This is a genomic window from Zoogloea sp. (assembly GCF_041908905.1).
Lineage (GTDB): Bacteria > Pseudomonadota > Gammaproteobacteria > Burkholderiales > Rhodocyclaceae > Zoogloea.
Genome location: NZ_JAYREK010000027.1, coordinates 1 through 12,514, shown reverse-complemented (window position 1 = coordinate 12,514; position 12,514 = coordinate 1). Strand labels below are relative to the sequence as shown.

The 12,514-nt window shown below is 71.2% G+C and carries 12 protein-coding genes; 8 read left to right on the top strand and 4 right to left on the bottom strand.

The genetic code is table 11. The features are described 5' to 3' along the window. Window positions 1-43: 43 nt before the first annotated feature. On the bottom strand, window positions 44-469 hold the full coding sequence (locus ACE3OU_RS13710; protein ID WP_374242114.1) for a hypothetical protein: 426 nt from the start codon (window positions 467-469) through the stop codon (window positions 44-46). Window positions 470-646: 177 nt separating this feature from the next. Between ACE3OU_RS13710 and ACE3OU_RS13705 the strand changes: the two genes are divergently transcribed. From ACE3OU_RS13705 to tssA, 3 genes are all read left to right on the top strand, one after another. Next, window positions 647-2,566 (top strand): radical SAM protein, encoded by a 1,920-nt coding sequence (locus tag ACE3OU_RS13705; RefSeq protein ID WP_374242113.1) that lies wholly within the window; start codon window positions 647-649, stop codon window positions 2,564-2,566. Window positions 2,567-2,706: 140 nt separating this feature from the next. Continuing rightward, window positions 2,707-3,525 carry an alpha/beta hydrolase gene (locus tag ACE3OU_RS13700; RefSeq protein WP_374242112.1) on the top strand — a complete coding sequence of 273 codons (819 nt, stop codon included), beginning with the start codon at window positions 2,707-2,709 and terminating at the stop codon, window positions 3,523-3,525. A gap of 74 nt (window positions 3,526-3,599) precedes the next feature. After that, entirely contained in the window at window positions 3,600-4,664 is a 1,065-nt protein-coding gene (tssA, locus tag ACE3OU_RS13695; protein WP_374242111.1) for a type VI secretion system protein TssA, read from the top strand. 23 nt (window positions 4,665-4,687) lie between these two features. On the opposite strand, the gene ACE3OU_RS13690 is transcribed toward tssA, so the two are convergent. From ACE3OU_RS13690 to ACE3OU_RS13680, 3 genes are all read right to left on the bottom strand, one after another. Continuing rightward, complete coding sequence (locus tag ACE3OU_RS13690) at window positions 4,688-6,352, bottom strand: methyl-accepting chemotaxis protein (protein WP_374242110.1); 1,665 nt, start codon at window positions 6,350-6,352, stop codon at window positions 4,688-4,690. A 321-nt stretch (window positions 6,353-6,673) separates the two neighbouring features. Next, on the bottom strand, window positions 6,674-7,846 hold the full coding sequence (locus tag ACE3OU_RS13685) for a nuclease-related domain-containing protein (protein ID WP_374242109.1): 1,173 nt from the start codon (window positions 7,844-7,846) through the stop codon (window positions 6,674-6,676). An 87-nt stretch (window positions 7,847-7,933) separates the two neighbouring features. After that, on the bottom strand, window positions 7,934-8,905 hold the full coding sequence (locus ACE3OU_RS13680) for an alpha/beta fold hydrolase (protein WP_374242108.1): 972 nt from the start codon (window positions 8,903-8,905) through the stop codon (window positions 7,934-7,936). A gap of 60 nt (window positions 8,906-8,965) precedes the next feature. Here ACE3OU_RS13680 and pqqA point away from each other — a divergent pair, with 60 nt between their 5' ends. From pqqA to pqqE, 5 genes are read left to right on the top strand one after another with little or no spacing between them, the layout of a single operon-like run. Further along, window positions 8,966-9,139, top strand: coding sequence for a pyrroloquinoline quinone precursor peptide PqqA (gene pqqA / locus ACE3OU_RS13675; RefSeq protein WP_374242107.1), 174 nt, complete (start codon window positions 8,966-8,968; stop codon window positions 9,137-9,139). Between the two features lie 59 nt (window positions 9,140-9,198). Next, window positions 9,199-10,119, top strand: a complete 921-nt coding sequence (gene pqqB, locus ACE3OU_RS13670) for a pyrroloquinoline quinone biosynthesis protein PqqB (protein WP_374242106.1) — start codon at window positions 9,199-9,201, stop codon at window positions 10,117-10,119. An 11-nt stretch (window positions 10,120-10,130) separates the two neighbouring features. Next, a complete protein-coding gene (gene pqqC / locus ACE3OU_RS13665) occupies window positions 10,131-10,934 on the top strand; it encodes a pyrroloquinoline-quinone synthase PqqC (RefSeq protein WP_374242105.1) in 804 nt (267 codons plus the stop codon). Beyond that, a complete protein-coding gene (gene pqqD, locus ACE3OU_RS13660) occupies window positions 10,934-11,206 on the top strand; it encodes a pyrroloquinoline quinone biosynthesis peptide chaperone PqqD (protein WP_374242104.1) in 273 nt (90 codons plus the stop codon). The genes pqqC and pqqD overlap by 1 nt, the downstream gene beginning before the upstream one ends. After that, window positions 11,203-12,339 (top strand): pyrroloquinoline quinone biosynthesis protein PqqE, encoded by a 1,137-nt coding sequence (gene pqqE, locus ACE3OU_RS13655; protein WP_374242103.1) that lies wholly within the window; start codon window positions 11,203-11,205, stop codon window positions 12,337-12,339. The genes pqqD and pqqE overlap by 4 nt, the downstream gene beginning before the upstream one ends. Window positions 12,340-12,514: the final 175 nt, after the last annotated feature.

Below are 12,514 nucleotides of genomic sequence, written 5' to 3'. Positions count from 1 at the left end.
CGCCGTCGAAATCCACCAGCGGCAGCGCGAGGCCCGGCGTCCGCTACGAGATGGCGTCGTACAGCGCCCTCATCGACGCTGCCCGCCCGGCGTGGTCGAAGGCCACGTAACCGTCGATGCAGCCCAGGTACAGATAGCGCGCCAGCCAGCCCTCGTTGTGGCGGCATTTGTCGAGGAGGGCCGCGAGGCGGCCGATGCGCGGGCGCAGCTCGTCGATGCTGAGCAGATCGCCGCGGATCTCGTCCAGGTCCACGTCGGTATCGATGAGCACGTCGCGCTCCTTCACCATCACGTCGACGGCCTTGCGGCAGAAGGCCTCGGCGCGGGTCGAGAAGGGAATCTGCCAGGCCAGGTCCTCGGGGGTGATCTCGCGGAGGCGGCTGAACTTGTCCTCCAGCACGGCCAGGGCCTTGTCGACGGCGGCCCAGTCGGCATCGCTGAAATCGAAGGTGGCGCGGTAGTCTTTCATGGGACGCTCCAGTTGGGGTTTGACGCCGGCGCACGGGGCCTGCGGGGGCCACACCGACACCCGGAAGTGCAGGCCAGAAAGCCCATCCGGGCATGCCATGGGTCTGGCCAAACCGGCCCCGGAACCCGCCGCGGCGATCCGTTATCATTGGCGCCCCGTCCGCCGCCGGCCTGCCGCATGACTGCCCCCCTCACCGCGCCCCGCGTGCTGTCACTCATCCCGCCGATGACGCAGCTCAACACGCCCTATCCGTCCACCGCCTACCTCACCGGCTTCCTGCGCTCCCGCGGCGTGGACGCCCGCCAGGACGACCTGGCCCTCCGGTTGGTGCTGGAGCTCTTCTCGCCGGCCGGGCTCGACGCCCTGCGCGACAAGCTGCGCGCCATCCCGCCCAAGAAACGCTCGGCCACGCTGGCCCAGTTCGACGCCGAATTCGACCGCTACCGGGCCACCATCGGGCCGGCGCTGGCCTTCCTGCAGGGCCGCGACCCGACCCTCGCCCACCGCATCGCCGGCCGCATGCTGCTGCCCGAGGGGCCGCGTTTCGCATCGCTGGACGTGTACTACGACCCGGAAGGCGGCGACCCGCTGGCCTGGGCCTTCGGCGCGCTGGGGGTGCAGGACAAGGCCCGCCACCTGGCCACGCTCTACCTCAACGACCTCGCCGACGTGCTGCGCGAGGCCGCCGACCCGCGCTTCGAGTTCGTGCGCTACGCCGAATCCCTGGCGATGGCCCAGCCGACCTTCGAGCCGCTGGCCCGCGCCCTCGCCGCCCCGCCAACGCTGGTGGACGACACCCTGCGCCGCCTCACGCTGGAATCCCTGGCCCGCCACCAGCCCCAGGTGGTGCTGCTGTCGGTGCCGTTTCCGGGCTCGGTGTATGCCGCCTTCCGCATCGCCCAGACCATCAAGGCGGCCAACCCGGCAATCGTCACGGTGCTCGGCGGCGGCTTCGTGAACACCGAGCTCCGCGAGCTCACCGAGCCGCGCGTGTTCGACCACTTCGACTTCATCACCCTCGACGACGGCGAGCGCCCGCTGCTGGCGCTGCTCGAACACCTGGCCGGCCAGCGCGGCAAGTCGCGCCTGGTGCGCACCTACCTGCGCGAGGGTGACGCCAACAGCGGCGTGGTGCGCTACATCAACCTCGCCGAGCCCGACATCCCCTTCGCCGAGGTCGGCACGCCCACGTGGGACGGGCTGCCGCTGGACGGCTACCTGTCGATCCTCGACATGCTCAACCCGATGCACCGGCTGTGGTCCGACGGGCGCTGGAACAAGCTCACCGTGGCCCACGGCTGCTACTGGAAGAAGTGCAGCTTCTGCGACGTGAGCCTCGACTACATCGGCCGCTACGACGCCGTCGGCGCCGGGCTGCTGGTGGACCGCATCGAGGCGGTGGTGGCCGAGACCGGCCAGACCGGCTTCCATTTTGTCGACGAGGCCGCCCCGCCCAAGATGCTGAAGGCGATGGCCGAGGAGCTCGCCCGCCGCGGCCGCAGCATCAGCTGGTGGGGCAACATCCGCTTCGAGAAGTCCTTCACCCCCGAGCTGTGCCGCCAGCTCGCCGACAGCGGCTGCATCGCCATCTCGGGCGGCCTCGAAGTGGCTTCCGACCGCCTGCTCAAGCTGATGCAGAAGGGCGTCTCGGTGGACCAGGTGGCGCGGGTCACCAAGGGCTTCTCCGACGCCGGCATCCTGGTGCATGCCTACCTGATGTACGGCTTCCCCACGCAGACCGTGCAGGACACCGTGGACGCCCTCGAATACGTGCGCCAGCTCTTCGACGCCGGCTGCATCCAGTCGGGCTTCTTCCACCGCTTCGTGTGCACCGTGCATTCGCCGGTCGGCCAGAAGCCCGAGGACTACGGCGTGCGCCTCAAGCCGCTGCCGCCGATCAGCTTCGCGAAGAACGACGTCGGCTTCATCGACCCCACCGGCGTGGACCACGACGCCCTCGGCGTGGCCCTCAACAAGGCCCTCTACAACTACATGCACGGCATCGGGCTCGACCAGGACGTGCGCAGCTGGTTCGACATGAAGGTGCCGCGCACCCGGGTGCCGCGCAACTTCATCGGGCGGGCGCTGGGCTACTGAGGCGGCGCGACGGCTGCGGCTTACCCGACTTTTCCCGGGGCGGCGGCGGAGGTAAGGTTGGGCCGGAACTCGACGATCGGCCCGCTGCCAAAACCGGGCCTTCAACCTTCATCCCGACAGCCTCCGCGCCTTCTCTCGCCATGACCGCCCGCCGCCTCAAGATCCACCACCACCCCGCGCCCCACCACAGCCAACGCCCGCCGCTGCTCTTCGTGCACTGCGGCTACACCAACTCCCGCTGCTGGGAGCACAACTTCATCCCCTACTTCCAGCAGAAGGGCTACGACTGCCACGCCCTCGACCTCTCCGGCCACGGCGAGAGCGCGGGCCACGAGCGCCTGCACCACTTCGGCATCCGCGACTACGCCCACGACGTCGCCCACGCGGTGGGCGAGCTGCCGGCCCGGCCGGTGCTGATCGGCCACTCCATGGGCACCCTGGTGATCCGCCACTACCTGTCCGGCGCCCCGGCCGACAGCGCCGCCGGCGTGGCGCTGCTATCGCCGGTCCCGCCCACCGGCACCGGTGGCTCCGCCAGCCGGCTGGCGCTGCAGCAGCCGGATTTCTTCACCGAGATCCCCAATGTGATCGCCGGCAAGCCCACCGCCAACACCCTGAAGGTGATGGCCAGCGTGTATTTCTCGCCCGACATGCGGCCCGAGGACACCCTGCAGTTCATGCCGATGATCGGCAACGAATCCGACCAGGCCGTCGCCGAGATGGTCGCCCTGCCCTTCACGCCGGCCCCCCGCACCCCGCGGCTGCCGGCCTTCGTGATGGGCGGCAGCCACGACGCGGTGTTCCCGGCCTCGATGCTGTTCTTCACCGCGCTGCCCTGGCGCGCCCGGCCGGTCACCATCGACCGCGCCGGCCACATGCTGATGCTCGACCCCCAGTGGCCGCAGGCCGCCGCCGCGCTGCAGCACTGGCTGGACGGCCTGCCCCCGCGGGAGGGCTGAGCCCGCAGGCCGGCGCGCACCCGACCGCCGTCGAATGCCATTAAAATAGGCCATCGACATTCGACGCGAACACCATGGACCACGCCAGCCTGCTCCAAGCCCTACCCTTCCCCCACGCCCCCTGCGGCAACGACCTGAGCTTCTCGGCAGCCTTCGACGCGATCCAGGAGGCCCGCCGCGCCGACGACCCCAGCCTGGCCCAGGGCGAGTGGGTCACCGAGCTCAAGGAGGCCGACTGGCCCGGCGTCATCCGGCGCTGCGAGGCCCTGCTGGCCCACGACACCAAAGACCTCCGCGTCGCCGGATGGCTCACCGAGGCCCTCGGCCGCAGCCGCGGCCTCGCCGGGCTGGCCGACGGCCACGCCCTCACCGCCGGTCTGTGCGAAGCCTTCTGGAGCGACCTCCACCCCCAGCCCGACGACGGCGACCTCGAACAGCGCATCGGCGCCCTCGACTGGCTGCTCGCCCAGACCACCCGGCTGCTGCGCGAGATCCCCCTGACCGACGCCCCCGGCCGCCGCCACACCCTGGCCGACCTCGAAGCCGCCCGCGCCGCCAGCCGCGGCACCGGGGCCGACCCGGAGGCCGCCGACGGCAGCGCCCCGCGCCTCACCCTCGACGCCTTCGAGGCCGCCGTGCGGGACACCCCGCCCCGCTTTTTTACCGACGGCCTGCGCGACGCCGAACGTCTGCACGCGGCCCTCGAGGCCCTGCGGGCCCTCCTCGACGCCCGCCTCGGCGACGCCGCCCCGGCCTTCGGGCCGGCCTTCGACGCGCTCGACGACGTCACCCGCAGCCACCGCCGCCACGCTCCGGGCACGACCGCTCCGCAACCGGCCGCCGCCCGCACCGCAGCGCTACCCGACGCCAGCGCCGACATCAGGCCCCACGCCGGGATCCCCACCTCCGCCGGCGGCCCGCCGCGCAACCGCGACGAGGCGCTCCGCCAGCTCGAAGAGATCGCTGCCTTCTTCCGCCGCACCGAACCCCACAGCCCGGTCGCCTACCTCGCCGAGAAAGCCGCCCGCTGGGGCAGCATGTCGCTGCACGAATGGCTGCGCAGCGTCGTCAAGGACGACTCGGCGCTGCTGCGGGTCGAGGAGCTCCTCGGCGTCGGGGAGCGGGAAGGCCACGGCTGAGCGGGCCGGGTTCCCGGCACGGCTCAAAACAGATCGACGGTCCCGCGGAGGCCCGGGCTGGCGGCCCGGGCGCCCCCCACCTGAAAGCGGTCCACCACCCGCGCCATGTCCTGGGAGATCGCCCGGATGGTGTCGGCGGCCGACTTGGTGTGACGCGCGGCGGAGTTGGCCTGGCTCAAGAGGCCGTCGATGTGGCCGATCTGGCTGGCGATCTCCCGGCTGGAGGATTGCCCGATATCGACGAGCCGGGTGATGCCCTCCACCACCTCGATGACCTCACCGGCGGCGCTCTCGATGCGCTCGATGGCCTCGCCGGTGGTCCGGGAGAGGGCCATGCTGTCGCGCATCTCGGCCATCACCTGGCGCATCAGCTCGGTGGATTCGAGGGACGTCCCGTGGATGGCGCTGAGGTGCTGGTGGATCAGCTCGGTGGCGTCGGCCGAGCGCTCGGCCAGCTTGCGGACCTCGTCGGCGACGACGGCGAAGCCGCGCCCCGCTTCGCCGGCCCGGGCGGCCTCGATGGCGGCGTTGAGGGCCAGCAGGTTGGTCTGGTCGGCGATCTGGCGGATCTCCGACACCACGCCCTTGATCGCCCCCACCGCCTCGGCGAGGGCGAACACGCGGTCCGACGCCGAGTCGATGCGCGTGGCCAGCGAGCCGATGCGGTTCGCCGTCTCGCGGATCACCGCGCTGTTGCGTGTCGCCTCCTGGCTCGACGCCTGGGTGATCTCGCCGGCCTGGCGGGTGCCCAGGTCGATGTCCTGGATGTGCGCCTGGATGGACTCCACCGCCGACTGGATGGCCGTCGCGTGCCGGCTGCCCTCCGAGGCGATCAACGCCATCGCTCCCGCCGACTGGTGCATCTCGATGGAGGCCGTCTCGTTGCTGCGGATGATCCCGATCATCTCCCCCAGGCTGGCCTGGAGGGTGTCGATCAGGGCATTGAAGGCCCGCACCGACTGGCCGATCTCGTCGTCGCGGCCAACCGGCACCCGCTGGGTGAAGTCGAGGGAGGTGGCGATCGCCGCCATCGTGGCCTCCATCGAGCGCAGCGGCCGCACGATGTTGCGGTGCAGCCGGAAAACCAGCCCGAACAGCACCACCAGTGTCGCGCCGCCGGCCAGCGCCAGCGCCCGGGCGGTCTGGCTGAAGCCGTCATTGACCGCCGCCACCGAGCGGTCCTTGACGCGCAGCTTCTCGATGCGCAGCGTCTCGAGGATCTGCTGCAGCTCCTGCTGGTACTCGGCCACGTTGGCGTACAGGCTGGCGGTGGCCAGGTCCCGCTGGCCCGCCTCGACGAGGGCCAGCGTCTCGTCCATGGCGGCCTGGTAGTTGCCCAGGCTCTCTTCGGCCTGCTTCAGGAGGCCGATCTCGGCGTCGGAGCGGGCGCTCGCGTACTGGGTCTTGAGCTCGCCGAGCAGCAGCCCACGCTGGCGCAGCACCTCCTCCCGGGCCCGCGCCCCGAGCACCGGGGTGGGGGCATGGACGGCTTCGGTGAGGAGAATCTGCATCTCCTTGAGGTGGGCGCCCAGGTTGGCGGCGGCGAGCGCGCCGGGCAGGGAATCGTCGGTGAGGGCGTGGATCAGGTCGGCATTGCGCTTCAGGTACACCCCGCCGACGACGCCCACCGACAGCAACAGGGTGGCGGTGATCGCGATCAGCAGGAGGAGATGGCGTCGGATGCTCATGGCGGGTCTTTCCAGTCGGTCAGGTCGAGGGAGGCGCCGGGGTTGTTGCGGCGCACAACCCGGGCGTGGCGCGGTTATCGGCGCCCCCCCTGACCGGCTGGAATGAAATTTTTCTTACAGCTCTCCCTTTTATTTCAATGAGATATGCCGCCGTGCAAACAGGCCCAGTGGCTGACCCTGCCCGGCCGCCGGCGGGGCCCGCAGTTCGCCGATACCGGCGAGGCAGGCCCGAGCTGGCACGGGCGATCCGGCGCCGGGCCCGCGCATTTCGGGCCATTGCCGCGGCTTCAACCCCGGAACGGCTTTCGTAGCACCCGCGGCTCAGGCCCCGGCTTCGGAGGTGCCGGCCGCCGCCCGGCGGGGCTTGAAGCGGGTCTGGCAGCTGCGGCAATAGGCCTTGCCGCCGAAACGCTCCTTGCGATCCCAGCAGAATCTGGCCACCTCCTTGGGGATCGAAACCCGACACTCGAAGCAGAAGTAGCGCGGGGCCGCGGCGGGTTGCGCAGGGGCCTCGCCCTCCGGGGACGGCGGCGCCACTGCGGCGGCGACCGTGTACTCCGCCGGCGCCTCGGCCACCCGGGCCGGCTCGACCGGCATCTTCCAGCTGCAGCTGCCATCCTTGTTCCCGAGGCAGGCCAGGTAGCGGTCGCGGCTGCCGTCGGCCTTCACCGGCCCGGCCACCGCCGTGGCCAGGGGGTGCGCCCCGCAGGCCGGGCACAGGCTGCCGGGCTGGGGCGCGGCGGGCACTGCCGGCATCGCGACCGGTGTCGCCGGTGCAACGGGGGCCACTGCGTCGGCGGCGGGCGCCGGCTCCTGGAGCGTTGGCCGGGCCCGCGGCGTGTCATGGGCGAGCAGGAAGCGCGCGGTGGCCAGGGCCTCCGCCTTCGACATCGACCACGGCGCCTCCGCCAGCTTGAGGAGGGAGTCGCCCTTGGCCCGGGCCTGGAGCTGCAGGTCGATCTCCGGCGCCACCTCGTCGGCCTTGTACACATGCTCGGGCAGGCGGGTTCCCCGGGCCAGCTTGAACACCGCCGAGGTGGACACCCCGACATAGGTGTCGAAGGGGCAATATCCGAAGCCCTTCTGGAGCAGCCCCAGCAGCTTGCCGAGGACCTGGCCGGCGTTCTCGCGCAGGTACTCCCGCAGCAGCCGGGCCTGCTCCTGCACCTGGCGCACCGGCGAGGGGATCCCCTCCTCCCGGCCGCGGAACTCGCGGCTCCAGTGCTCCCGCCGCTCGTCGTGGCGGGTGATCGACACCTTGCTGTGGATGCTCTTCGATTCGATCAGCGCAATGCCGTAGCGGGTCACGATCAGGTGATCGATCTGGAAGGCGTATTTGCCCTTCTGGATGCGCAGGTCGTGGAGCACGAAGACGTCGTCGCGGTCTTCGAAACGCCGGTCGAGGAGGAAGGCCATCTGCCGCTCGGCCTCGTCCCCCGCCTTCAGGCGCGGGTCGGACTGGGGCGCGAACACTTTCGACTTGATCAACATCATTTAATGCCACTGACACAATGTCGCGATTCTCACGGCGTAGCGCAATCGAGTAAACCCCGGCCGCAGGCGGGGCTTCAGCCCGGGTCGTCAGGGGAGACCGTACGGGCGCGCCAGCGCCAGCAGCTCCGACCACGCGGCGTGGGACGCCGCCCGCATCGCCGGCGCGAAGGGGTCGTGGCCGACGTCCGCCACCCAACGGCAGGCGTCCGCCGGCAGCCGGGCCGCCAGCAAGCGGGTCGCCTCCGGCGGGCAGACGCCGTCGGCGAGGCCCTGCACCACCCGCAGGGGCACCCGGGCGGCGACCAGCGCCTCGGCCGCGTACAGCACCGCGTCGGGCGCCAGGAAGCAATCGCGGCTGAAGTAGTGCAGTTGCAGCCGGTAGCGCCGGAACAGGGTCGCGATCTCCGCCTCGCCGGGGCGGCCCGCCGCAGCCCCAGTCTGGGTACCGGCCAGCGCGCATTCCCAGTGCTGCCAGGCCTGCACCCAGGGCGCGGCCTGCGCCGCGTCGCGCCCGCTAAAGGCGTCGGCCAGCCACGGCAGCATCGCCCCGGCCGCCTCCGGCGCGCCCAGCGCCGCCCAGGCCCGCCAGGCGGCGGGGTAGCGGTGGCGGGCGCCGCCGAAGAAGTGGTCGAGATCCGCCCGCCGGGCGAGGAAGGGGCTGCGCAGCAGCAGGCCAGCGACCCGCGCCGGCTGCGCCGCGGCATGCAGGATGCCCAGCGTGGCGCCCCACGAACCGCCGGTGACGAACCAGCGCTCAAGCCCCAGCGCGGCCCGGATCCGTTCGATGTCGGCGAGCAGGTCGGCGGTGGTGTTGGCCCGGGTGGCGCCCGCCGGCTCGCTGCGCCCGGCGCCGCGTTGGTCTGGCACGATGACCCGACAGCGGGCCGGATCGAACAGGCCGGCCAGCCGCGGCGAGCCCCCCGAGCCGGGGCCACCATGGAGCACCAGCACCGGCACCCCGTCCGGGCACCCGTACTCGGCGACGAACAGCCGGTGGCCGCCCGCCGCCGGCAGCCAGCGGGTGCGGAAAGCCTCGGCGGGGGCGAAGGGCGTCGTCATCGGCCGATTCTAACGGCCCGCCCCCGCGGCGCGCCCCATGAAAATCATGAGCGGCTTTTCATGCTTATCCAGAAGATGCGCCCGGGGTCGGGTGGGATAGTGGAAACCAGCCCGACGCCATCGCGCCGGGCGAACATCCACCACACCAAGGAGACTGCCATGCAATGGGAAACCCCGACCGCCTGTGACTTCCGCTTCGGCTTCGAAATCACGATGTACATCGCCGCCCGCTAAGCGCCGGCGCCAAGTCACCCGCGACACCCCCCGCGGGTGGCAGCGCACCACCATACATCATGAGACTCATCATCCTCGGCGCCGCCGCCGGCGGCGGCTTCCCCCAGTGGAACTGCAACTGCCGCAACTGCGCCGGCGTGCGCAGCGGCAGCGTCCGCGCCCGGCCGCGCACCCAGTCGTCGATCTGCGTCGCCGCCGACGGCAGCGCCGACTGGGCCCTGCTCAACGCCTCGCCCGACATCCTGCAGCAGATCAAGGCCACCCCCGAACTCCAGCCGGCCCGCCGCCTGCGCGACACCGGCATCGGCGGCATCCTGCTGGTGGATGGCCAGATCGACCACGCCACCGGCCTCTTCATGCTGCGCGAGCAGAAGACCCCGATGGCCCTGTGGTGCACCGACCCGGTCCATGAAGACCTCACCACCGGCAACCCGGTGCTCAACGTGCTCGGCCACTACTGCGGGGTCGACCGCCACCCGGTGCCGCTGGACGGCGCGCCCTTCGTGATGCCGGGCGTGCCGGGACTCGACTTCTCGGCGCTGCCGCTGTCGAGCAAGGCCGCCCCCTACTCGCCGCACCGGGAGGCCTCGGTGGACGGCGACAACATCGGCGTCACCATCACCGACCAGGCCAGCGGCCGCAAACTGTTCTACGCCCCCGGCCTGGGCGCCCGCACGCCGGAGGTCTTCGCCCGCATGCTTGAGGCCGACTGCGTGATGGTGGACGGCACCTTCTGGACCGACGAAGAGATGATCGCCGCCGGCCTGTCCACCAAGACCGCCCGCGACATCGGCCACCTGCCCCAGTCCGGCGCCGGCGGCATGCTGGACTGGCTGGGCGAGCTGCCCGGCCACATCCGCAAGATCCTCATCCACATCAACAACACCAACCCCATCCTCGACGAGGACTCCCCCGAGCGTGCCGAACTCACCCGGCGCGGCATCGAGGTGGCCGAGGACGGCTGGCGCATCGACCTCTGACGGGAGCCCCCATGATCCGAGCCGACATCCTTGCCGAATCCATCGACGCCGACGACGGCCGCCCGGCCTGGAGCCGCGACGAGTTCGAAGCCCAGCTGCGCGAGAACGGCAAGTCGTACCACATCCACCACCCCTTCAACGTGATGCTCAACACCGGCCGCGCCACGCCGGAGCAGATCCGCGGCTGGGTGGCCAACCGCTACTACTACCAGATCGCCATCCCGGTGAAGGACGCCGCGATCATGGCCAACTGCCCCGACCGGGAGGTGCGCCGCGGCTGGGTGCAGCGCATCCTCGACCACGACGGCTTCGAGTACGGCCTGCCCGGCGGCGAGAAATTCATCGACGCCGGCGGCATCGAGGCCTGGCTGCGCCTCGGCGAAGCCGTCGGCCTGACCCGCGCCGAGATCATCGACCTGCGCCACGTGCTGCCCGGCGTGCGCTTCGCGGTGGATGCCTACGTCAACTTCGCCCGCCGCGCACCGTGGCAGGAGGCGGTGTGCTCGTCCCTCACCGAGCTGTTCGCGCCGGCCATCCACCGCCAGCGCCTCGCCACCTGGCCCGAGCATTACCCGTGGATCGAGCCCGACGGCCTGCAATATTTCCGCAACCGCACCAGCCAGGCCCCGCGCGACGTGGAGCAGGGCCTGCAGGTCACCCTGAACCACTTCCGCACCCGCCCGATGCAGGAGCGCGCGGTGCAGATCCTGCGCTTCAAGCTCGACATCCTGTGGTCGATGAACGACGTGATGGGCCAGCACTACGGCACAAGCGGCGTCACCGCCGAGGCCACCACCGAACGGAGGGCCGCCTGATGGACGGCACGCCGCGCCTCGCCCACGGTTTCCGCTTCCAGTGGGAGCCGGCCCAGGACTGCCACGTGCTGCTCTACCCGGAAGGGATGATCAAGCTCAACCGCAGCGCCGGCGAGATCCTGGCCCGCTGCGACGGCAGCCACGACATCGCCGCCATCGTGGCCGAGCTGGAGCAGGCCTTCGCCACCAGCGGCCTGCGGCCCGAGGTCGAGGCCTTCGTGGCGATGGCGGTGGACAAGCGCTGGCTGCGCCTCGAGGCGCCCACCCCATGAACGCCCCCGCCCCTTCCGTCACCACTGTCGGCCCCCCCATGTGGCTGCTGGCCGAGCTCACCTACCGCTGCCCGCTGCACTGCGTGTTCTGCTACAACCCGGTGGACTTCGCCCGCCACGAGGATGAACTCTCCACCGCCGACTGGCTGCGCGTGCTGCGCGAAGGCCGCGAGCTGGGCGCCGTGCAGTGCGGCTTCTCGGGCGGCGAGCCGCTGCTGCGGGACGACCTGGAAATCCTCATCGCCGAGGCCCGCCGACTGGGTTATTACACCAACCTGATCACCTCCGGCGTCGGCCTCACCGAGGCCCGGCTGGACGCCTTCAAGGCCGCCGGGCTCGACCACATCCAGCTGTCCTTCCAGGACTCCACCCGCGAGATCAACGACTTCCTCACCCACACCCGCACCTTCGAGCTCAAGCAGCGGGTCGGCGAGATGATCAAGGCGCGCGGCTGGCCGATGGTGATGAACGTCGTCATCCACCGCCTCAACATCGAGCACATCGGCCGCATCATCGAGATGGCCGACGCCCTCGGCGCCGAATACCTGGAGCTGGCCAACGCCCAGTATTACTCGTGGGCGCTGCTCAACCGCGACCAGCTGATGCCGTCCCGCGAGCAGCTGCGCCGCGCCGAGGCCGTCACCGACGAATGGAAGGCCCGCCTCGCCGACCGCATGCGCATCCTCTTCGTGGTGCCCGACTACCACGAGGGCAAGCCCAAGAAGTGCATGAATGGCTGGGGCAACGTCTTCCTCACCGTAACGCCCGACGGCACCGCGCTGCCCTGCCACACCGCGCGGATGCTGCCCGGCCTCGACTTCCCCAACGTGCGCGAGCACGGCCTGCGCCACATCTGGTTCGAGTCCGAGGGCTTCAACCACTACCGCGGCACCGGCTGGATGAAGGAGCCCTGCGCCAGCTGCGACGACAAGGAGAAGGACTACGGCGGCTGCCGCTGCCAGGCCTACCTGCTCGCCGCCGACCCCGACGCCGCCGACCCGGTGTGCCCGAAGAGCCCCCACCACGGGCAGGTCGCCGCCGCCATCGCCCAGGCCGACACGGGGCCGACATCCACCAAGCCCCTGATTTTCCGCGCCCCCAAGGAGAGCCGGCGCCTCGCCGGGCTCGACTGAGTAAGCTGCACCCACAGCAGCTGCCATTCGGTCGGGTAATCCCGGCGCACGAGGGGATTCATCCACTGAACCCCGACCACCTGGGCGCGGAAGGGCTCGGCGGGCGGGGCCGCCGCCTCGGCGGGGCCGGGCGTCACGCTCCCGCGGGTGGTGCAGGCGGTGCCGAGGAACAGGG

Excerpts from the sequence above, each read along its gene's own strand:
- ACE3OU_RS13710 (WP_374242114.1), bottom strand. The coding sequence starts at position 469 with ATGAAAGACTACCGCGCCACCTTCGATTTCAGCGATGCCGACTGGGCC.
- ACE3OU_RS13705 (WP_374242113.1), top strand. The coding sequence starts at position 647 with ATGACTGCCCCCCTCACCGCGCCCCGCGTGCTGTCACTCATCCCGCCG.
- ACE3OU_RS13700 (WP_374242112.1), top strand. The coding sequence starts at position 2,707 with ATGACCGCCCGCCGCCTCAAGATCCACCACCACCCCGCGCCCCACCAC.
- tssA (WP_374242111.1), top strand. The coding sequence starts at position 3,600 with ATGGACCACGCCAGCCTGCTCCAAGCCCTACCCTTCCCCCACGCCCCC.
- ACE3OU_RS13690 (WP_374242110.1), bottom strand. The coding sequence starts at position 6,352 with ATGAGCATCCGACGCCATCTCCTCCTGCTGATCGCGATCACCGCCACC.
- ACE3OU_RS13685 (WP_374242109.1), bottom strand. The coding sequence starts at position 7,846 with ATGATGTTGATCAAGTCGAAAGTGTTCGCGCCCCAGTCCGACCCGCGC.
- ACE3OU_RS13680 (WP_374242108.1), bottom strand. The coding sequence starts at position 8,905 with ATGACGACGCCCTTCGCCCCCGCCGAGGCTTTCCGCACCCGCTGGCTG.
- pqqA (WP_374242107.1), top strand. The coding sequence starts at position 8,966 with ATGCTTATCCAGAAGATGCGCCCGGGGTCGGGTGGGATAGTGGAAACC.
- pqqB (WP_374242106.1), top strand. The coding sequence starts at position 9,199 with ATGAGACTCATCATCCTCGGCGCCGCCGCCGGCGGCGGCTTCCCCCAG.
- pqqC (WP_374242105.1), top strand. The coding sequence starts at position 10,131 with ATGATCCGAGCCGACATCCTTGCCGAATCCATCGACGCCGACGACGGC.
- pqqD (WP_374242104.1), top strand. The coding sequence starts at position 10,934 with ATGGACGGCACGCCGCGCCTCGCCCACGGTTTCCGCTTCCAGTGGGAG.
- pqqE (WP_374242103.1), top strand. The coding sequence starts at position 11,203 with ATGAACGCCCCCGCCCCTTCCGTCACCACTGTCGGCCCCCCCATGTGG.